This window comes from Bacillus sp. iso_77, assembly GCF_056173625.1.
Window position 1 is genome coordinate 1,464,722 of the sequence record NZ_CM149683.1, and the last position, 21,587, is coordinate 1,486,308.

Sequence of the window (21,587 nt, forward strand, 5' to 3'; positions counted from 1 at the left end):
GAATCTGGAGGTGGCAAGATTGCCATTAACACCTAATGATATTCATAATAAAACGTTCACAAAAAGTTTTCGCGGCTATGACGAAGATGAAGTAAATGAGTTTTTAAGCCAAGTACGTAAAGATTACGAGATCGTACTTCGCAAAAAGAACGAGCTTGAAGACAAAGTCAACGAGCTTGATGAAAGACTAGGCCATTTTGCAACAATTGAAGAAACATTAAACAAATCCATTCTTGTGGCGCAAGAAGCAGCAGAAGACGTGAAGCGTCATTCTGATAAAGAAGCGAAATTGATCATTCGTGAAGCTGAGAAAAATGCAGACCGTATTATCAACGAAGCGTTATCAAAATCAAGAAAGATTGCAATGGAAATCGAAGAGCTCAAGAAACAGTCGAAAGTCTTTAGAACTCGTTTCCAAATGCTCATCGAAGCTCAGCTTGATCTTCTGAAAAATGATGATTGGGATCATTTGCTGGAATATGAAGTTGATGCTGTCTTTGACGAAAAAGAATAAACGCATCACCTTGACATGACGTGCTCATGTTGCATATAATACCATCATAAATTAACAAGAGATAAACGTTTGAAAGGGACACTCGCAGCGGTTACATGCGTAATAAAGCGAATCAGGGACGGTGGAAGCCTGACATTACGAAACGCTGCAATGAGATCACCCCTTTAGTTCCTTTTCTGAAATGAATGAGTAAGAAAAGGCGTCAGATCACGTTACGATTTTAGAGTGGATAAGCGGCAATTTCAAAGCGCTTGTCTAAAAGGGTGGTACCGCGAGACAAGCCTTCTCGTCCCTTATGGGATGAGAGGGCTTTTTTTATTGTTTTTTAATACGAATTTGCATGTGGAGGAATAGGTATGAACTACAAAGACACCTTATTAATGCCAAAAACAGAATTCCCGATGAGAGGGAACTTGCCGAACAAAGAGCCTGAAATCCAAGAGGAGTGGGCAGAAAAAGACATCTATCAAATGGTTTTAGAGCGGACAAAAGGACGCCCGACCTTTATTTTGCATGATGGACCTCCATATGCGAATGGTGACATTCATATGGGGCACGCACTCAATAAAATCCTCAAAGATTTTATTGTCCGTTTTAAATCAATGAATGGATTCCATGCACCGTACGTACCGGGCTGGGATACACATGGCTTACCGATTGAAACAGCCCTTACGAAAAATAAAAAAGTCAAACGCAAAGAAATGTCGACAGCAGAATTCCGTAAACTATGTGAGGAGTATGCTTGGAAACAAATCGAAGGTCAGCGCAATCAGTTTAAACGTTTGGGCGTAAGAGCAGACTGGGATAATCCATATGTGACATTGAAGCCTGAATACGAAGCGCAGCAAATTCTTGTCTTTGGTGAAATGGCGAAAAGAGGCTATATTTACAAAGGTCTTAAGCCTGTTAACTGGTCTCCTTCAAGTGAATCAGCACTTGCTGAAGCAGAAATTGAATACAAGGACAAACGTTCACCATCGATTTACGTATCATTTAAAGTGAAAGATGGCAAAGGCGTACTTGAAAACGGCGAGCAGTTCATCATCTGGACAACAACACCTTGGACACTTCCTGCAAACCTTGGCATTTGTGTACATCCAAACCTAGAGTACAGTGTGCTTCAAGTGGGTGCTGAGCGATATGTTGTCGCATCTGAGCTAGTTGAACAAGTGGCAAAAACACTTGGATTTGAAGAGTACGAAGTTGTGAAAACCTTAAAAGGTAAAGAATTAGATAAGGTCGTTGCAGCACATCCAATTTACGATAGAGATTCTCTAGTGATGCTTGGCGATCACGTCACAACAGATGCAGGAACAGGCTGTGTTCACACAGCGCCAGGTCACGGGGAAGATGACTTTATCGTAAGTATGAAGTACGGTCTTGATGTGTTATGTCCAGTAGATGAAAAAGGTGTGATGACAGAAGAAGCACCTGGTTTTGAAGGACTATTCTATGAGGATGCCAATAAAGCCATCACAGAACAGCTTGAAGCAAAAGGCGCATTGAAAAAGCTCGACTTTATCACGCACTCCTATCCGCATGACTGGAGAACGAAAAAACCAACAATTTATCGTGCAACTGCTCAGTGGTTTGCTTCCATTAAAGATTTCAGAGAAGCACTATTAGATAATATTAAAGAAACGAAATGGGTTCCAGCTTGGGGCGAAACGCGCCTGTTCAATATGGTGCGTGACAGAGGTGACTGGTGCATTTCAAGACAGCGTGTATGGGGCGTTCCAATCCCAGTCTTCTATGCTGAAAATGGTGAGCCAATCATCACAGATGAAACGATTCAGCACGTCTCTCAATTATTTAGAGAACATGGCTCGAATATTTGGTTTGAAAAAGAAGCAAAAGAATTATTGCCTGAAGGCTTTACACATCCAGGCAGCCCGAACGGTGAATTTACAAAAGAGCAAGATATCATGGATGTATGGTTTGATTCTGGTTCTTCTCACCAAGCGGTATTAGAAGAACGAGATGACCTCGCTCGTCCGGCAGACCTTTACCTTGAAGGTTCTGATCAATATCGCGGCTGGTTTAACTCATCTTTATCTACAGCAGTTGCTGTCACTGGAAAAGCGCCATATAAAGGTGTTCTCAGCCATGGCTTTACGCTTGATAAAGAAGGACGCAAGATGAGTAAATCATTAGGCAATACGATTGATCCGACGAAAGTGGCGAAGCAGCTTGGTGCGGAAATTCTTAGACTTTGGGTATCTTCTGTCAACTATCAAGCCGATCATCCAGTGTCTGACGACATTTTAAAACAAGTCGCAGAAGTTTATCGTAAAATCCGTAACACGTTCCGCTTCTTGCATGGTAACCTGTTTGACTTTGATCCAGCAGTCAATGCAGTACCAGTCGAAGAGCTTCGCGAAGTGGATCAATATATCTTAATCAAATTAAACAAATTGATTGATAAAGTGAAAAAAGCATATGATGATTACGAATTTGCGGTTGTCTATCATGCCATCCACAATTTCTGTACGATTGAGCTTAGCTCTTTCTATCTCGATTTTGCAAAAGATGTGGTATACATTGAGCATGCGGATCATCCAGACCGCCGTAGCATGCAAACGGTTTTCTATGAAACATTAATGGCGTTAGTGAAGTTGACAGCACCAATTCTTCCGCATACAGCAGATGAATTGTGGAGCCACTTAAGCTTTGTTGAAGAGCCAAGTGTTCAGTTAACAGATATGCCAGAAGGTGTAGCTGTTCCTCAAGCAGAAGCGACAGAAGTGAAGTTTGACCGCTTTATGGAAGTACGTGACGATGTGCTAAAAGCGCTGGAAATTGCGCGTAATGAGAAAGTCATCGGACGTTCACTTGAAGCGAGTGTGACCCTTTATGCAACAGAGGAAGTGAAAAACCTTCTTGCATCCATTAAAGAAGATGTGAAGCAACTCTTTATCATTTCTGAGTTAACAGTAGAAGATGAGAAGCATGCAGACGCATCAGCGCCTGAATACACATCAGGACGTATTGTTGTTCAAAAAGCAGAAGGCGAACTGTGCGAACGTTCCCGCATTATTTCAAAAGATGTTGGCGCAAATCCAAAATACCCAACATTGTCACTCAAAAATGCTGAAATCGTGGAGAAATATTACCAGAATTAACAGCGTGATATCACCAACTAGCGCCCCGCATATAGCGGGGCGTTTTTGATATAGAGAAAATGACAGCGTTTAGAACGAAAGGAAAAATCTTATGGCTTTAAAGTGAACAGGCGGGGCAACAATATGATTATCACGACAGGGCAGGAGTTGAAACAGCGACATGAATGGCGATCTAGAGACGATTTACATGGAACTCCTTCAAATGAGAGAAGAACTGCAATCGAAACTGTTTGAATATGCATCATTGCGTTCACCCGCTGAACATGTCACGTTCGATCAAGCAAAAACGACCACGCTTCTTTATCACATCAAAGAAGAACTGCAAGATGTTTCGCTCGCGATTGCAAAAATTGAACAAGGAACTTATGGCATATGCGAGGCGACAGGGCATACAATGCCTATTGAACAAATGAGTATTCTTCCGACTGCTCGTACGACTGACGACTTTTTATATCATAAGCAATACGAGAAAAAAGCATTCACCCCTTATCCTTATGAATCAAACGATTCTCATTTTGAAGCCTTCCACATGTAGGGAGGTTTTTGTCTGTCAACTAAAGTTTCTTTACTCCTTCCTGTTTTCTTGATAAAATGCTTAAAGACCAAAGTATGAAGATGGAGGAACGTGTGTGTTCTATTACATAATCGCATTCGTGATAATTTGTTTAGATCAATTAACAAAATGGCTCATTGTCAAACATATGATGCTCGGTGATTCTATTCCTGTGATTGATGGCTTCTTTTACATCACATCCCACCGAAATTCAGGAGCCGCATGGGGGATTCTCCAAGGACAAATGTGGTTTTTCTATGTGATCACACTCGTTGTTATTGCAGGAATTGTTTATTATTTGCAAAAACATGGACAAAAGGACAAGCTACTTGGCGTAGCGCTTGCCTTAATGCTTGGCGGAGCGATTGGAAACTTTATTGACCGTATTTTCCGTCAAGAAGTGGTTGATTTTGCTCATTTCGTATTTGGGGATTATCATTATCCAATCTTTAATATCGCAGATTCCTCTCTATGTGTGGGGGTCATTCTGCTCTTTATTCAAATGCTGTTAGATGGAAAGAAAAATAAGGAGTCAACTACATGAATCAAGTAAACATTGCCGTTTCAGAAGAACAAACGAGTGAACGGCTTGATAAATTTTTAAGCACAACTGAACCAGAATGGTCAAGAACCCAAGTCCAGCAGTGGGTGAAAGATGGGCTCATCGAAGTAAATGGAAAACAAGTGAAGGCCAATTATAAAGTACAAGCTGGAGATCAAATCAAAGTAGAGATTCCAGATCCAGAAGCACTAGATGTAGAAGCGGAATCAATGGATCTTGATATTTATTATGAGGATGAAGATGTACTAGTGGTCAATAAACCAAGAGGAATGGTCGTTCATCCAGCACCAGGACATGTGACAGGTACTCTTGTTAATGGCCTCATGGCTCATTGCAATGATTTGTCAGGCATTAATGGTGTGATGAGACCAGGAATTGTCCACCGGATTGATAAAGATACGTCAGGGCTTTTAATGGTCGCAAAAAATGATATGGCGCATGAATCACTCGTCAATCAGCTGGTGGCGAAAACGGTCACTAGAAAATACACAGCCGTTGTTCATGGCATCATTCAGCATGATACTGGAACGATTGATGCACCAATTGGTCGAGACAAAAAAGATCGCCAAAGCATGACGGTCACAAAAGAAAATGCAAAGCAGGCGGTCACTCATTTTGATGTGATGGAGCGCTTTAAAGACTTTACCGTTGTAGAATGCCGCCTTGAAACAGGAAGAACCCACCAAATTCGTGTTCATATGAAATACATTGGCTATCCGCTTGCAGGAGATCCAAAATATGGCCCGAGAAAAACTGTTGATTTCAATGGACAACTGCTGCATGCAGGCGTGTTAGGATTTGATCACCCTAGAACAGGAGAATATATGGAGTTTACAGCTCCAATTCCAGCTGATATGCGGGGCTTTATCGATTCATTAAGAAATAACGATTGACAGGCCGTTCTTTTTTTGAAATAATAAACGAAGAAATTGAGATTCTTTAAAACAGTCCAGAGAGGCTGAGAAGGATAACGGATCAATTTGTGCACGAGTATGCACAAATGAGTGCCCCTCTCTGCCCTTTGCAGAAGGGGCTTTTTATTTGTCAAAAAGAGGTGTAAAAGATGGAACAAAAAGCAGTTATTCTTGATGAACAAGCGATAAGACGAGCGCTTACCCGTATTGCACATGAAATGATTGAGCGCAACAAAGGGATGAAGGATGTCATCCTGGCCGGGATCAAGACAAGAGGTATTCATCTTGCAAAGCGCCTTGCAGAGCGCATCGAGCAAATAGAAGGAAACCCCGTGACTGTGGGTGAACTGGATATTACGCTATACCGTGATGACCTGACAAAAAAGACAGAGAATCAAGACCCGCTTGTCAAGGGTGCAGACATTCCAGCTGACATTAATGACAAAACACTCATTGTTGTGGATGATGTTCTGTTCACAGGTAGAACGGTGAGAGCAGCTATGGATGCGCTTGTGGATGTAGGAAGACCATCTTCCATTCAGCTGGCTGTTCTAGTCGACCGGGGACACCGGGAGCTGCCGATTCGGGCAGATTATATCGGAAAAAACATCCCGACATCAAAAGCAGAGACAGTCATGGTTCAGCTTAATGAAGTAGATCAAAACGACCTTGTCGCTATATATGAAAAATAACCTTTTTAAATGCATTCCAGAGAGTTTGCAAAGAGGGCAATAACAGAGACACCGAGCACACGACTAAAGTGACGTGTACGGTTTTTCTAGGCCTCTTTGCGCATACTCGCAAAGAGGCTTTTTTAATGAAAAAGGACACATCTAGGAGGAAAATCATGAGTCAGCAAAAAGCCAATTTAGGCATTCGAGATATCCCAAAACCGTTCACATGGCTGTCACTCAGCCTGCAGCACTTGTTTGCCATGTTTGGTGCAACCATTCTTGTACCAAAGATCATTGATATGAGCCCAGCCGTTGCGCTCATCTCAAGCGGGGTTGGAACCATTGTGTACTTAATCATCACAAGAGGGCAAATTCCGGCGTATCTTGGATCGTCCTTTGCCTTTATCGCCCCTATCTTGAATGTAAAAGCCACCGGCGGCCCTGGAGCCGCAATGGTAGGTGCCTTTATGGCGGGTGTGGCATATGCACTCATTGCATTATTTATCAAATGGCTCGGCACAGGCTGGCTAATGAAGCTTCTGCCGCCTGTCGTTGTAGGACCCGTCATTATGGTCATCGGACTCGGACTCGCTGGAACAGCTGTTAACATGGCGATGTACGTGGATCCAAATGCAAAGGAGCTTGTTTACAGCCTGAAGCACTTAATGGTTGCAGGTTTCACGCTCGCTGTCACCATTATTAGTATGATTTTCCTAAGAGGATTCCTTAGCTTGATTCCAGTCTTAATCGGCATTATCAGCGGCTACCTTTTTGCTTTAACACAAGGTATTGTGAACTTCCAGCCAGTCATTGACGCAAAATGGTTTGCTGTACCAGACTTTGTTGTGCCATTTGTCGACTATACACCTGCTGTGACCTTAAGCATTCTCACAGTGATGGTGCCGGTTGCCTTTGTGACCATGTCTGAGCACATCGGCCATCAAGTCGTGTTAAGCAAAGTTGTTGGACAAGATTTTATTAAAAAGCCAGGTCTTCATCGCTCCATTTTAGGAGACAGTGCGGCGACAATCTTCGCTTCACTCATCGGCGGACCTCCAACAACGACTTATGGAGAGAACATTGGCGTCCTTGCGATCACAAGAGTGTTCAGTATCTTCGTTATCGGCGGAGCAGCGGTGTTTGCGATCTGCTTCGGCTTTGTTGGGAAAATTTCAGCATTAATCAGTACAGTACCATCCGCGGTTATGGGGGGCGTTTCGTTCCTGCTCTTTGGAATCATAGCCTCAAGCGGACTGCGAATCCTGATTGATCATAAAGTGAACTTTGAAGAAAAGCGAAATCTCATTATCGCATCAGTCATCTTAGTCATTGGAATTGGCGGGGCATTCATTGAGGTGAAACAAATCAATCTGACGCTGTCAGGAATGGCACTCGCTGCCATTACTGGCGTCCTGTTAAACATGATTCTGCCGCATCAGAAGGCAGAAGATGATGAGTCAAATGAATCGAATACCGAAAACCTTTTAAAAGAAGTCCAGTGAGGCTGACAAGGGTTCTAAACGGAGCAGAACGTGCGAAAGCACCCCTGCTTCTTTTGGAGAACCCTAAGCTGCCGAGGCTTAGGGTTTTTTTGAACCTGAAAGTGATGAAAAACTAGAGGGGGCAGAAAAAATGAATGATTTATCGACAATGAGCAGCTTGTCAAAGGAAGAAATTTTACAGCTGATTGAAGAAGCATGTGCATTGAAAAAAGGGAAACAGAAACATGGTTTAGCAGGTGAATTTGTAGCGAACCTCTTCTTTGAACCAAGTACAAGAACGCGTTTTAGCTTTGAGGTGGCAGAGAAGAAACTTGGAATGAATGTGCTGAACCTAGACGCAGCAAGTACCTCTGTTCAAAAGGGAGAGACTCTTTACGATACAGTGAAAACACTTGAATCCATCGGAGTCAAGGCATGTGTCATCAGAGACAGTACCGACGAATATTACAAAGAGCTGATTGGGAAGGTCGGGATTCCAATCATTAATGCGGGAGATGGCTGCGGACAGCATCCTACACAATCATTGCTGGATTTGATGACGATCTTCGAAGAGTTTGGCGGTTTTGAAGGCTTAACGATCTCGATTCATGGTGATATCAAACATAGCAGGGTGGCAAGGTCCAATGCTGAAGTCCTCGCAAGACTAGGAGCGACAGTGCTCTTTTCAGGACCAGCATCCTTCCAAGATGAACAAAATCCTCATGGAACGTATGTCGAAGTGGACGAAGCCATGAAGCGGTCTGACGTGGTGATGCTGCTGAGAATTCAGCATGAAAGACACTCAGAAAAGATGGGCAACGAGGGTTACTTATCGACTTATGGATTAACAGTAGACAGGGCAAGCAAAATGAAAGAAAGAGCAATTATTATGCATCCAGCACCAGTAAATAGAGGTGTTGAAATAGATGATTCATTAGTAGAGTCAAAACAGTCAAGGATTTTCAAACAAATGGAAAATGGTGTGTATATCCGAATGGCTGTGTTAAAAAGAGCTTTTCAAAATAGCAGACTACATCAAAAAGGGAGAGATTCTGTCTATGTCATATCTCATTAAAAACGGTTTTATCTTAACAAGCACAGGGGAAAGAGTGCAGCAGGATATTAGGGTAGAAGGAAAAGTGATTCAAGCAATGGGTCACTTAGAAAGAGAAGACGGAGAAGAAGTCATTGATGCAGCAGGGCTATTTGTATCACCAGGTTTGATTGATCTGCATGTGCATTTAAGAGAGCCAGGCGGCGAGAAAAAAGAAACCATTGAAACAGGTTCTAAGGCAGCAGCAAGAGGCGGGTATACGACCATTGCAGCAATGCCGAATACACGACCAGTTCCAGATACAAAAGAACAAATGGAATGGCTGATGAATCGAATCAAAGAGACCTCATCTGTAAGAGTACTGCCATACGCTTCCATCACGACGAGACAAATTGGCGAAGAGATGACAGACTTTGCAGCGTTAAAAGAAGCGGGCGCTTTTGCCTTTACGGATGACGGTGTTGGTATTCAAACCGCAGGCATGATGTACGAAGCAATGAAAAAGGCAGCAAGCCTTGATCAAGCCATAGTGGCGCACTGTGAAGATAACTCACTCATTTATGGAGGATGCGTTCATGAAGGAGACTTTTCAAAAGCAAATGGGTTAAACGGAATACCGTCCATTTGTGAATCGGTGCATATTGCAAGAGATGTCCTCTTAGCAGAAGCAGCGAATTGTCATTATCATGTATGTCATATCAGTACAAAGGAATCCGTCCGAGTGGTACGCGATGCAAAAAAAGCAGGCATTCGTGTGACGGCTGAGGTCTCTCCACATCACCTTCTCTTATGTGATGCAGACATTCCAGGTCTTGACACAAACTATAAAATGAATCCGCCGCTCAGAGGAGCAGAAGATCGCGAGGCACTGATCGAGGGACTTTTAGATGGCACGATTGATTTTATTGCCACAGACCATGCACCGCATACAGAAGAAGAAAAGAACGAAACGATGCAGAGGGCACCATTTGGGATTGTCGGACTTGAAACAGCGTTCCCGCTTCTGTACACACGTTTTGTGAAAACAGGGGAATGGACATTAAAAGAACTTGTTGATTATATGACCATCAAACCAGCAGAAGCCTTTGCTCTTCCATACGGAAAGCTGGAAGAAGGTCAAATCGCTGATATCACACTGATTGATTTAAACAAAGAAATGGCAATTGACAAAAAAAGCTTCTTATCTAAAGGACAAAATACACCGTTTGACAAATTGACTGTATCAGGATGGCCGGTCATGACACTTGCATCTGGGAAAGTCGTTTATGAAGAGGGGAGACTAGTAAAATGAAGAGACGCTTAGTGCTAGAAAACGGAACAGTATTCGAAGGAACAGGCTTTGGCAGCTTAGAACCGTCAGTCGGAGAAGTCGTCTTTAACACAGGGATGACAGGCTATCAAGAAATTTTGTCTGACCCGTCGTACTGCGGACAAATTGTCACACTCACTTACCCGTTGATCGGCAACTATGGCATTAACCGTGATGATTTTGAATCGATCACACCGTTTGTGAAAGGGCTGATCGTGAAAGAGCTTTGTGAAAAGCCTTCAAACTGGCGCTCTTCATACTCACTTGATGAGTATTTAAAAATGAAAAATATCCCGGGCCTTAGCGGCATTGATACACGCAAGCTCACGCGCATGATTCGAAGTGCAGGTACATTAAGAGGAGCTTTTGCAGGACCGGATGAACAAGTAGAAGACGTTGTGAGCCGCCTTCAAACGATGCAGCTACCAACAGATCAAGTAAGCCAAGTATCTGTGAAAAATGCGTATCCAAGCCCAGGAAGAGGCAAAAGAATTGTGCTTGTCGATTTCGGCATGAAGCATGGCATTTTGCGCGAACTCAATAAGCGAGATTGTGATGTCATTGTGGTGCCATACAATATCACGGCAGATGAAGTATTACAGTTAAAACCAGATGGCATCATGCTTTCAAACGGACCTGGGGATCCAGTCGATGTGCCAGAAGCGGTTGAAATGATTCAGCAGCTGATTGGAAAGGTACCACTCTTTGGTATCTGCCTAGGACACCAGTTATTCGCGCTTGCGTGCGGCGCAAGTACAGAAAAAATGAAATTTGGGCATAGAGGATCCAATCATCCAGTCAAAGAACTAGCAACTGGCAAGGTAACCTTGACGTCTCAAAACCATGGCTACACGGTTAGCGCCATTAATGAAGACGTGCTTGAAGTCACACATATTGCGCTAAATGACAATACCATTGAAGGATTAAAACATAAAGAAGCACCAGCATTCACTGTCCAGTATCACCCAGAAGCATCACCGGGTCCAGAAGATGCGAACTACTTATTTGACGAGTTCATGGACATGATTCATACAACTGAGAAAGAAGGGGAAGAAGTATGCCAAAACGCGTAGATATCAAAAAGATTTTAGTGATCGGTTCAGGTCCAATCATCATCGGTCAGGCAGCGGAGTTTGACTATGCAGGCACACAGGCTTGCTTAGCACTAAAAGAAGAGGGCTATGAAGTCGTTCTTGTGAACTCTAACCCTGCGACGATCATGACGGATACAGAAATGGCCGATAAGGTATACATCGAACCACTGACACCAGAATTTTTAACACGAATCATTCGAAAAGAACGTCCTGATGCGATTTTGCCGACACTTGGCGGACAAACTGGATTGAACCTTGCTGTTGAATTATCAGATCTTGGTGTACTCGCTGAATGCGGTGTTGAAGTACTAGGCACCAAGCTGTCAGCTATTCAAAAAGCAGAGGACAGAGATTTATTCCGTAATCTAATGAATGAATTAAATGAACCTGTACCAGAAAGTGAAATCATCCATAACCTTGAAGAAGCGATGGCATTCACAGATCAAATCGGTTTCCCGGTCATTGTTAGACCAGCCTATACACTAGGCGGAACAGGCGGCGGAATTTGTACAAATGAGCAAGAATTAAAAGAAATCGTCGAGAATGGACTGAAGTTAAGTCCGGTGACACAATGTTTGCTTGAAAAAAGTATCGCAGGCTTTAAAGAAATTGAATATGAGGTCATGCGTGACAGCGGAGATCATGCCATTGTGGTTTGTAACATGGAAAACTTTGATCCTGTCGGCATCCACACAGGCGACAGTATCGTTGTGGCACCAAGTCAAACGCTAAGTGATCGTGAATATCAGCTGCTTCGTAATGTGTCACTCAAGCTGATCCGTGCACTTGGCATTGAAGGCGGATGTAACGTACAGCTGGCGATTGACCCAGACAGCTTCCAATACTATATTATCGAAGTAAACCCTCGCGTGAGCCGTTCTTCTGCTCTTGCGTCTAAAGCAACTGGATATCCAATTGCAAAACTTGCAGCGAAAATCGCAGTCGGCCTAACACTTGATGAAATGATGAACCCAGTCACAGGCAAAACATATGCAGCGTTCGAGCCAGCACTTGACTATATTGTTTCAAAAATCCCGCGCTGGCCGTTCGATAAATTTGAATCTGCCAACAGACGACTTGGAACACAAATGAAAGCAACGGGTGAAGTCATGGCGATTGGCCGCACATTAGAAGAGTCTCTTTTAAAGGCTGTGCGTTCACTTGAAGCGGATGTGCATCACATTGAATTAAAAGACGAAGCGGACATTACGAACGAAGTGCTTGAAAAGCGGATTATCAAAGCAGGAGATGAGCGTCTGTTTTATATCGCTGAGGCGCTAAGAAGAGGCTATACTGTCGAACAGATTCATGAATTCTCGAAAATTGATTATTTCTTCCTTCATAAACTGGAAGGCATCATCGCATTTGAAAAGACGCTAAAAGAAAACAAAGGCAATGTATACGTTTTAAAAGAAGCGAAAGAAAAAGGTTTCTCAGATATTTATATTAGCCGCGAATGGAATATGAATGAGGCAGATGTCTATAACCTAAGAACAGAAGCAGGCATCGTTCCTGTGTATAAGATGGTGGACACATGTGCGGCAGAATTTGAATCAGAAACACCGTATTTCTACAGCACATATGAAGATGAAAATGAATCCGAACGAACAGATAAGAAAAGTGTCATCGTGCTAGGCTCAGGTCCAATCAGAATCGGACAAGGAGTAGAATTCGATTATGCGACCGTTCATTCAGTGTGGGCAATCAAACAAGCAGGCTATGAAGCCATTATTATTAACAACAACCCTGAAACCGTCTCAACAGACTTTAGTATTTCAGATAAGCTCTACTTTGAACCACTCACTGTAGAAGATGTGATGCACATCATCGACCTTGAACAGCCAGAAGGTGTCGTCGTTCAGTTTGGCGGCCAAACAGCGATTAACTTAGCAGATGAATTATCAAATAGAGGGGTTAAGATTCTTGGAACTTCGCTTGAAGACCTTGACCGTGCGGAAAACCGTGACAAGTTTGAACAAACATTAGAAACTCTCGGCGTGCCGCAGCCAAATGGTAAGACAGCAACGTCTGTGCCAGAGGCAGTAGCGATTGCGAATCAAATCGGTTACCCCGTGCTTGTCCGTCCTTCCTATGTATTAGGCGGCCGTGCAATGGAAATTGTGTATCAAGAAGCTGAGCTCCTTCACTACATGGAGAATGCGGTGAAAGTCAATCCGCAGCACCCAGTGCTCATTGACAAGTATTTGACAGGAAAAGAAATTGAAGTAGATGCTGTGTCTGACGGAGAAACGGTTGTCATACCAGGCATTATGGAACACATTGAAAGAGCCGGCGTTCACTCTGGAGACTCCATTGCGGTCTACCCGCCGCAAACTTTGTCTGAGGACATCAAAGCGAAAATCGCAGAATACACAATTAAACTCGCAAAAGGCCTTAACATCATTGGGCTTTTGAACATTCAATTTGTTCTATCAAAAGGTGAAGTGTACGTACTTGAAGTGAATCCGCGTTCAAGCCGGACTGTCCCATTCTTAAGTAAAATTACAGGCATTCCAATGGCGAACTTAGCTACAAAGGTTATTTTAGGAGAAAAACTGAAAAACTATGGCTACCAAGAAGGGCTTCATGTTGAGCAAGAAGGCGTATATGTTAAAGTTCCAGTCTTCTCTTTTGCAAAACTAAGAAGAGTAGATATTACACTAGGGCCTGAAATGAAATCAACAGGTGAAGTCATGGGGAAAGATGTCACAATCGAAAAAGCCCTCTACAAAGGGCTGATTGCATCAGGCATTCAAATTCCAAAAGACGGAACGGTTCTCCTGACAGTGGCTGATAAAGATAAAGAAGAAGGACTTGAGATTGCAAGAAGATTCCATTCCATCGGCTATCATATTTTAGCAACAGAAGGAACAGCGAATTACTTAAAACAAGCCTCCATTCCATCAAGTGTTGTCGGCAAAATAGGAGAAGAAGGAAAGAATCTGCTGGATGTCATTCGAAATGGTGAAGCCCAATTTGTCATCAACACCTTAACAAAAGGAAAACAGCCAGCAAGAGACGGCTTTAGAATTAGACGTGAATCTGTTGAAAATGGTGTCGCTTGCTTAACGTCACTAGATACAGCGGAAGCGATTTTAAGAGTGCTAGAGAGCATGACATTTAGAGCAGATGAAATGCCAGAAGTGAAAACGAATGCTGAGGTGACAGTAACGATATGAAAAAAGCATACTTGACGGTCGTCTCAAACCGAGAGATCGCTGATCATATTTACGAAATGACATTAAAGGGTGATCTTGTTGAATCCTTTCAAACAGCTGGACAGTTTCTTCATATAAAGGTCAGTGAATCCATGACACCGCTGCTGAGAAGACCGATCAGTATTGCCAACATTCATGCCGAAAAGCAAGAAGCAACCATCATTTACCGCGCAGAGGGAGAGGGCACAAAGCTCCTTTCCCAAAAGCGTGCGGGAGAGTCAGTCGATGTGTTAGGACCGCTTGGAAACGGCTATGACCCTTCAGTCGTTCAGGCCGGACAGACCGCATTATTAGTCGGTGGAGGAATCGGTGTGCCTCCGCTATATGAACTGTCTAAGCGGTTAACGAAAAAAGGCGTCATCGTAAAACATGTTCTCGGTTTTCAATCGAAAAAGGATGTATTTTATGAGGAGAAGTTTCAAGCACTCGGAGATACGTTTATCGCAACCGTTGATGGGACATATGGTTCGAAAGGTTTCGTGACAAATGTCATTGAAGAGAATGAGCTGGACTTTGATGTCTTGCTTTCCTGTGGACCGACACCTATGTTAAAAGCACTAAAAGACTCTTATCCCGATAAGCCTGTCTATATTTCAATGGAAGAACGAATGGGCTGCGGAATCGGTGCATGCTTTGCTTGTGTCTGTCATACCGATCAGCACGAGAAACCGTACGTTAAAGTTTGTCTGGATGGACCTGTTTTTAAAGCGGAGGAGGTGGCGCTATCATGCTAAACATCGAATTACCCGGCTTATCTTTAAAAAATCCAATCATTCCTGCATCAGGCTGTTTTGGATTTGGAAAAGAATTCGCATCATTATATGACCTTTCCTTGCTGGGTGGCATCATGATTAAAGCCACGACCCTTGAACCGAGATTTGGCAACCCGACACCGAGGGTAGCTGAGACAGGAGCCGGTATGCTGAATGCGATTGGTCTCCAAAATCCAGGTCTAAAAGGCGTGCTTGAACATGAATTACCTTGGCTTGAGCAGTTCGATACCCCTATTATTGCCAATGTTGCTGGATCACAAGTTGATGATTATGTTGAAGTAGCAAAGCAAATTAGTCAAGCAAGCAATGTTCACGCCCTTGAACTGAATATCTCGTGTCCGAATGTGAAAACAGGCGGAATTGCCTTTGGGACCGATCCAGAAATGGCGGCTACATTGACAAAAGCTGTTAAGGAAGTTTCCTCCGTTCCTGTTTATGTGAAACTGTCACCTAATGTAGCCAATATCGTTGAGATTGCTAAAGCGATTGAATCGGCTGGAGCGGATGGACTCACCATGATCAATACCTTGATTGGGATGCGTTTAGATTTAAAAACAGGCAAACCCATTCTTGCCAATAAAACAGGCGGATTATCAGGTCCTGCTGTAAAACCTGTTGCCATCCGAATGGTGCATGAGGTCAGTCAGGCCGTTTCTATTCCGATTATTGGAATGGGCGGGGTGCAAAGCGCTGAAGATGTACTTGAATTTTTACTAGCTGGCGCAAGTGCGGTAGCTGTTGGGACAGCCAATTTTGTGAACCCATTTATTTGCCCGGAAATCATTGATGAACTGCCGAATGTGTTAGCGGCTTATGGGTATTCATCTGTAGAGGAATGCATCGGAAGGAGCTGGAAACATGAAGCACTTGCCCATCATCGCGCTTGATTTTCCGTCAGGACAGGAGGCGCACGCCTTTATAGATCGTTTTGAAGGCACTCCATTATTCGTAAAGGTCGGCATGGAGCTGTTTTACCAAGAAGGTCCTGCCATTATTGATGCACTGAAAGAAAAAAATTGCCGTATTTTCCTTGATCTGAAGCTTCATGACATTCCAACAACTGTGCAAAAAGCGATGAACAGGCTTGCTGCACTTGGTGTTGATTTGGTGAATGTGCATGCAGCCGGCGGGAAAAGAATGATGCAGGCGGCCATAGAGGGGCTTGAAAGCGGAACCCCTGCCGGGCAAAATCGCCCAGGCATTATTGCAGTGACCCAGCTGACAAGCACGTCAGAAGATATGATGAAAAAAGAATTACTAATTGACCGCCCATTGCAAGAGGCTGTGCTTCATTATGGACAATTGGCATATGAAAGTGGACTTGATGGTGTGGTGTGCTCTGTTCATGAATCAAAACAGCTTCATGAACAAATCTCTCCTTCCTTTCTCACTGTGACACCAGGAATTCGCTTACCAAATGATCAAACGGATGACCAAAAGCGTGTGGCGACACCTGCCTTTGCCAAAGAACAGGGTGTTTCACAGATTGTTGTGGGAAGATCGATCACAAAAGCCACAAACCCAGTGGAAGCTTATCAACAAATTTTGAAAGAGTGGGAGTGACTGCCGGATGAAAACGAAAATCGCGAAGCATTTATTACAAATCAAAGCTGTCTCTTTAAAACCAGACGAACCATTTACATGGGCGAGCGGTATCAAATCACCGATTTACTGTGACAATCGCCTCACCTTGTCTTATCCTGAGGTCAGAGGGGACATTGCGGAAGGTTTAAAAGACTTGATTCTCACTCATTTTGAAGGAGCGGAAGTTGTCGCAGGTACAGCTACAGCTGGCATTCCTCATGCGGCATTAGCAGCTGATCGTCTGAATGTACCGATGTGTTATGTAAGAAGTAAACCAAAAGCACACGGAAAAGGAAATCAAATTGAAGGAGCCGTATCACCTGGACAAAAGGTGGTTGTCGTAGAAGACCTCATCTCAACTGGAGGCAGCGTTCTTGAAGTTGTGGCTGCGCTAGAAGAAGAAGGCTGTGACGTACTCGGAGTTGTTGCGATCTTCACTTATGGACTGCCAAAAGCAGCTGCGGCTTTTCAAGAGAAAAACATTCCCTATGTCACGCTGACAGACTATGACACACTGACAGAAGTGGCACTTGAGCTAAAAGCAATTGAGCCTTCTGCTATGAATAAACTAAAACGCTGGAGACAGGATCCTTCGTCTGAATCTTGGATGGAAGAAACGGTCTAAAAAGCTTGTCTTGTTTTAAAAAAGCTGTGCTGCACTGCACAGCTTTTTATTTGGTTAAAAATAGTAAAATAGACTCAAATTTAAATAAAAACTAATCCTATCAATAAAGTCGGGTTGACTTTTGTTTGAATTGTGTTAATATTTAATACAAATTAAAACTCTTATCCAGAGAGGTGGAGGGACTGGCCCGATGAAGCCCGGCAACCTGCGATTTGCAAGGTGCTACTTCCTGCAAAATGATTCTATTTTGAAAGATAAGGAAATCGTGAGCTTCCTCATCTTTCTTTCGGACTGAAAGAAAGTTTTTTTATTTTAACGGTGAGGAGGAAGAGGAGATGGAACTGAAACAAAACCAGGATGAGGACTTAGTGAAGCATATGCAAGAGCTGATTGGGGATATGAAATTCGGTTCAATTACGTTGATCGTTCAGGACGGTCAAGTGATTCAAGTGGAAAAAAATGAAAAAATCAGATTAAAGTAGTGCGGAGAATAGCAATAGAAGCAGTACTCCGGAAGGGGAGAAACAATGTTAACTTATGAAAATTGGCAAGAGCCGTCCATTACATTTCAAGAGGACGATTTGTATAAAGGGGCCCTATCTGTGCTGAAATGGGCGTACGGCCACTATGGTGATCAGCTCGTTTATGCATGCAGTTTTGGCATTGAGGGCATTGTCCTGATCGATCTTATTGCGAAAGTAAAAAAAGATGCAAGAATTGTCTTTTTAGATACAGGTCTGCATTTCAAGGAAACATACGACACCATTGATGCAGTTAAGGAAAGATATCCTGGTTTAGACATCGTGCTGAAAACACCTGAGCTGACGGTGGAAGAGCAGAATGAGCAGCATGGTGATAAATTATGGGAAACGAATCCTCAAAGCTGCTGTCATATGAGAAAGGTCATTCCATTGCAAGAGGCACTATCTGGCTATCCGGCATGGCTGTCTGGTTTAAGAAGAGAGCAGTCGCCTAAACGAGCAGGTACGAACTTCTTAAATAAGGATGAAAAATTCCAATCAGTCAAAGTATGTCCGCTCATCCACTGGACGTGGAAGGACATATGGAGATATGCGTCTAGAGAGGATCTTACTTATAATCCGCTGCATGACCAAGGATATCCAAGCATCGGGTGTGCACCTTGTACACAGCCGGCATTTACTGCTGATGATTTGCGTTCTGGAAGATGGTCAGGGACAGCAAAGACTGAGTGCGGATTACATGAGTAAGGGAGCATAATGTATGGAAATCGCCGCAATTTTATTTAGCTTATTCTTTGCTTTAAATATTGGCGCAAGCGGAGCAGCCGCTTCGATGGGCATCGCATATGGTTCAGGTGCGATCAAAAAGCCAATATACGCGCTCAGCGTTTGTGCAGTTGGAATATTAGCAGGTTCAGTGATTGGCGGCGGCGAGGTCGTCAAAACGATCAGCTCCGGGATTATGCCTGAATCTGTCATCACACTTGAAATTGTGTGTATCATCATTGGCTCGGCCGCATTATCACTTTTCATAGCGAACCTCTTGGCCATTCCTTTATCCACAAGTGAGGTCACAGTAGGAGCTGTGGTCGGTGTGGCAGCCGCATATAAAGTGCTGTATGTGAAATCGATCTTAGTCATTGTCTCTTTTTGGGTGATTATTCCGATTGTTGCCTTTGTTTTTACCTTTGCTGTTGTCAAAATCATCAGATTGTTCCCTAAACGGACATTATCCAAAAAAGGTACATTGATCTTATCTGTTGTTTTGATTATCAGTGGGTTTTTAGAAGCATTTTCAGCCGGCATGAACAATGTCGCCAATGCGGTCGGCCCGCTTGTCGCATCAGGTGTTTTATCAGTCGGGCAAGGAACCCTTTACGGCGGAATCTTTGTGGCCATTGGGGCGCTGCTTCTAGGAAGAAGGGTACTAGAAACAAACGGAAAGAAAATTACACGCTATCAAACGGGTGAAGGCATTCTATTATCGAGCACCGGTGCAGGACTTGTCATCGTCAGCTCTATATTCGGACTCCCTGTTCCCCTTACTCAAATTACCTCCTCGTCCATTATTGGGCTTGGTATGGCAAAGGGTGGACCGAACATTTTTCATAAACATGTTGTGAAAAAAATGCTGAAGGTATGGGTTGTGTCACCTTTCTTATCACTTAGTCTATCTTATTTGTTGGTAAGCCTTTTCTTAAAAGGAGACTATTACTCTATCTTTATCATGATGAGTGTACTGCTTGCTTCACTAGGTGCACTGAGTCTTATGAAGGCAGTTAAAAATGAGAGCAGCTCGATTCATGAACAGGGCGGCGGGATTTAAATATAAATCCGACTATTAACATCTAATAAATATGAACATTGAGAGGAAGATGAACAAATGAGTTTAACACCACATGGTGGCGTATTAATTAATCGAGTAAATGAAGAATTTGATCTAAGCACAGCTGCGAAAGAAATTGAGCTGGATGCCATCTCTTTTGCAGACCTTGAACTCATCGCCATTGGCGGGTATAGTCCAATTGAAGGGTTTTTAACGAAAGCTGATTATGAAGCAGTTGTCAGCAGTATGCGACTAGCAAGTGGTGTCGTTTGGTCTCTTCCGATTACTTTGCCTGTCACAAAGGAAAAAGCAGCGGAGATCAATCAAGGTGACATTGTTCGTCTATCGTATAATGGAACAGTATACGGGGTCATTGAGGTGGAAGATCAATACACACCTGATAAGGAAAAAGAAGCAGTGAATGTGTATAAAACAGATGACCGCAATCACCCAGGCGTGAAAAAATTATTTGAACGCGGTGATACGTATATTGGTGGTAAAATTACACTGACGAAACGCAGTGAAAAACCTTTCCCGCAATTTACGTATGAGCCAGAAGAAACAAGAAAACATTTTAAAGAAAACGGCTGGAAAACCATTGTTGGTTTCCAAACGAGAAACCCAGTCCATCGTGCGCATGAATACATTCAAAAGACAGCACTGGAAACAGTGGATGGTCTATTTCTAAATCCACTTGTTGGTGAAACAAAATCTGATGATATTCCAGCAGATGTAAGAATGAAAAGCTATCAAGTGTTACTGAACGGTTATTACCCGAAAGACCGCGTCTTTTTAGGTGTTTTTCCTGCTGCCATGCGTTATGCTGGACCAAAGGAAGCGATTTTTCATGCGCTTGTGCGTAAAAATTATGGCTGTACACATTTTATTGTCGGCAGAGATCATGCAGGTGTTGGTGATTATTACGGCACATACGAAGCGCAGGAGCTATTTGAACAATTTACAAGCGAAGAAATTGGGATCACACCATTAAAATTTGAGCACAGCTTTTACTGCAATACATGTGAAGCCATGGCAACACCAAAAACATGCCCACATGATAAAAGCGAACATGTCATTCTCTCAGGTACAAAGGTCAGAACGATGCTGAGAAATGGTGAATTACCACCGAGCACGTTCAGCCGAAAAGAAGTCATTGAAACATTAATCGAAGGATTAAAAACGACGGTATCTTAAAGGAGGGTATGACATGAGCAACGAACATATCGTGTGGCATGATTCATCTATTACTAAAAAAGAATATCAACAGAAAAACAACCATACAAGCGGGATCATTTGGCTGACAGGTCTAAGCGGTTCAGGTAAATCGACGATCGCCAACGCAGCGGCTCGAGAGCTGTTTGAACAGGGGTACCAAGTGACAGTCCTTGATGGCGATAACGTACGCCATGGACTCAATAAAGACTTAGGCTTTTCAGATGACGACAGAAAAGAGAACATTCGGCGCATCGGTGAAGTGGCGAAATTATTTGTTGAGCAAGGAACGATTGTCATTACTGCTTTTATTTCACCATTTCAAGAAGACCGCCAAATCGTAAGACAGTTAGTCGAAGACGGAGAATTTCACGAAGTGTTTGTGAAATGTGATCTGAACGTGTGTGAAGAGCGTGATCCAAAGGGATTATATAAAAAAGCAAGAAACGGCGAAATTCCATTTTTCACGGGAATCGATTCACCATACGAAGAGCCAGCTGCGCCTGAGCTCGTCCTAGATACAGGTGAATTATCACGCGAGGAGTCAAAACAGCGCCTTGTTGATTATGTAAAGGATAAAACGAAATAATC

Annotated in this window: 20 protein-coding genes, 1 riboswitch and 1 other annotated feature; all 20 genes read left to right on the plus strand. The window is 43.2% G+C overall.

What is annotated here, in order from left to right:
- Nucleotides 1–19 precede the first annotated feature (19 nt).
- The 20 genes from AC0VYC_RS07450 (at nucleotide 20) to cysC (ending at nucleotide 21,585) form a co-directional block, all read left to right on the plus strand.
- Nucleotides 20–514 carry a DivIVA domain-containing protein gene (locus AC0VYC_RS07450; protein ID WP_008344947.1) on the plus strand — a complete coding sequence of 165 codons (495 nt, stop codon included), beginning with the start codon at nucleotides 20–22 and terminating at the stop codon, nucleotides 512–514.
- 59 nt (nucleotides 515–573) lie between these two features.
- Nucleotides 574–811, plus strand: a binding site (T-box leader).
- 59 nt (nucleotides 812–870) lie between these two features.
- On the plus strand, nucleotides 871–3,636 hold the full coding sequence (ileS, locus tag AC0VYC_RS07455) for an isoleucine--tRNA ligase (protein ID WP_327855513.1): 2,766 nt from the start codon (nucleotides 871–873) through the stop codon (nucleotides 3,634–3,636).
- A gap of 160 nt (nucleotides 3,637–3,796) precedes the next feature.
- Entirely contained in the window at nucleotides 3,797–4,171 is a 375-nt protein-coding gene (locus AC0VYC_RS07460; RefSeq protein ID WP_008344944.1) for a TraR/DksA family transcriptional regulator, read from the plus strand.
- Between the two features lie 94 nt (nucleotides 4,172–4,265).
- The gene (gene lspA / locus AC0VYC_RS07465; protein ID WP_008344942.1) at nucleotides 4,266–4,733 is read left to right on the plus strand and encodes a signal peptidase II; all 468 of its coding nucleotides are present in this window, start codon (nucleotides 4,266–4,268) and stop codon (nucleotides 4,731–4,733) included.
- Complete coding sequence (locus AC0VYC_RS07470; RefSeq protein WP_007499719.1) at nucleotides 4,730–5,644, plus strand: RluA family pseudouridine synthase; 915 nt, start codon at nucleotides 4,730–4,732, stop codon at nucleotides 5,642–5,644. Before lspA ends, AC0VYC_RS07470 begins: the two co-directional genes overlap by 4 nt.
- A 170-nt stretch (nucleotides 5,645–5,814) precedes the next feature.
- The gene (gene pyrR, locus AC0VYC_RS07475) at nucleotides 5,815–6,357 is read left to right on the plus strand and encodes a bifunctional pyr operon transcriptional regulator/uracil phosphoribosyltransferase PyrR (RefSeq protein ID WP_007499718.1); all 543 of its coding nucleotides are present in this window, start codon (nucleotides 5,815–5,817) and stop codon (nucleotides 6,355–6,357) included.
- 155 nt (nucleotides 6,358–6,512) lie between these two features.
- On the plus strand, nucleotides 6,513–7,841 hold the full coding sequence (locus tag AC0VYC_RS07480; RefSeq protein WP_024720322.1) for a uracil-xanthine permease family protein: 1,329 nt from the start codon (nucleotides 6,513–6,515) through the stop codon (nucleotides 7,839–7,841).
- Nucleotides 7,842–7,971: 130 nt separating this feature from the next.
- Nucleotides 7,972–8,895 carry an aspartate carbamoyltransferase catalytic subunit gene (locus AC0VYC_RS07485; protein ID WP_427243690.1) on the plus strand — a complete coding sequence of 308 codons (924 nt, stop codon included), beginning with the start codon at nucleotides 7,972–7,974 and terminating at the stop codon, nucleotides 8,893–8,895.
- Complete coding sequence (locus tag AC0VYC_RS07490; RefSeq protein WP_035392124.1) at nucleotides 8,879–10,165, plus strand: dihydroorotase; 1,287 nt, start codon at nucleotides 8,879–8,881, stop codon at nucleotides 10,163–10,165. Before AC0VYC_RS07485 ends, AC0VYC_RS07490 begins: the two co-directional genes overlap by 17 nt.
- A complete protein-coding gene (locus AC0VYC_RS07495) occupies nucleotides 10,162–11,256 on the plus strand; it encodes a carbamoyl phosphate synthase small subunit (RefSeq protein WP_019743288.1) in 1,095 nt (364 codons plus the stop codon). The genes AC0VYC_RS07490 and AC0VYC_RS07495 overlap by 4 nt, the downstream gene beginning before the upstream one ends.
- A complete protein-coding gene (carB, locus tag AC0VYC_RS07500) occupies nucleotides 11,241–14,456 on the plus strand; it encodes a carbamoyl-phosphate synthase (glutamine-hydrolyzing) large subunit (RefSeq protein WP_427243689.1) in 3,216 nt (1,071 codons plus the stop codon). Before AC0VYC_RS07495 ends, carB begins: the two co-directional genes overlap by 16 nt.
- The gene (locus AC0VYC_RS07505; protein WP_007499709.1) at nucleotides 14,453–15,229 is read left to right on the plus strand and encodes a dihydroorotate dehydrogenase electron transfer subunit; all 777 of its coding nucleotides are present in this window, start codon (nucleotides 14,453–14,455) and stop codon (nucleotides 15,227–15,229) included. The genes carB and AC0VYC_RS07505 overlap by 4 nt, the downstream gene beginning before the upstream one ends.
- Complete coding sequence (locus AC0VYC_RS07510) at nucleotides 15,223–16,155, plus strand: dihydroorotate dehydrogenase (RefSeq protein ID WP_017359348.1); 933 nt, start codon at nucleotides 15,223–15,225, stop codon at nucleotides 16,153–16,155. The genes AC0VYC_RS07505 and AC0VYC_RS07510 overlap by 7 nt, the downstream gene beginning before the upstream one ends.
- On the plus strand, nucleotides 16,127–16,831 hold the full coding sequence (pyrF, locus tag AC0VYC_RS07515; RefSeq protein ID WP_046527254.1) for an orotidine-5'-phosphate decarboxylase: 705 nt from the start codon (nucleotides 16,127–16,129) through the stop codon (nucleotides 16,829–16,831). The genes AC0VYC_RS07510 and pyrF overlap by 29 nt, the downstream gene beginning before the upstream one ends.
- A gap of 7 nt (nucleotides 16,832–16,838) precedes the next feature.
- Nucleotides 16,839–17,477 (plus strand): orotate phosphoribosyltransferase, encoded by a 639-nt coding sequence (pyrE, locus tag AC0VYC_RS07520; RefSeq protein WP_017359346.1) that lies wholly within the window; start codon nucleotides 16,839–16,841, stop codon nucleotides 17,475–17,477.
- A gap of 158 nt (nucleotides 17,478–17,635) precedes the next feature.
- Nucleotides 17,636–17,738: riboswitch (SAM riboswitch) on the plus strand.
- 74 nt (nucleotides 17,739–17,812) lie between these two features.
- On the plus strand, nucleotides 17,813–17,959 hold the full coding sequence (locus tag AC0VYC_RS07525; protein ID WP_008344920.1) for a YezD family protein: 147 nt from the start codon (nucleotides 17,813–17,815) through the stop codon (nucleotides 17,957–17,959).
- 45 nt (nucleotides 17,960–18,004) lie between these two features.
- Nucleotides 18,005–18,706, plus strand: a complete 702-nt coding sequence (locus tag AC0VYC_RS07530; RefSeq protein ID WP_008344917.1) for a phosphoadenylyl-sulfate reductase — start codon at nucleotides 18,005–18,007, stop codon at nucleotides 18,704–18,706.
- Nucleotides 18,707–18,719: 13 nt separating this feature from the next.
- On the plus strand, nucleotides 18,720–19,784 hold the full coding sequence (locus AC0VYC_RS07535) for an inorganic phosphate transporter (protein ID WP_008344915.1): 1,065 nt from the start codon (nucleotides 18,720–18,722) through the stop codon (nucleotides 19,782–19,784).
- A 57-nt stretch (nucleotides 19,785–19,841) separates the two neighbouring features.
- Complete coding sequence (gene sat, locus AC0VYC_RS07540) at nucleotides 19,842–20,978, plus strand: sulfate adenylyltransferase (protein WP_008344912.1); 1,137 nt, start codon at nucleotides 19,842–19,844, stop codon at nucleotides 20,976–20,978.
- A gap of 13 nt (nucleotides 20,979–20,991) precedes the next feature.
- Nucleotides 20,992–21,585: an adenylyl-sulfate kinase gene (gene cysC / locus AC0VYC_RS07545; RefSeq protein ID WP_008344911.1), complete on the plus strand. Its 594-nt coding sequence runs from the start codon at nucleotides 20,992–20,994 to the stop codon at nucleotides 21,583–21,585.
- The last annotated feature ends 2 nt before the right edge of the window (nucleotides 21,586–21,587 follow it).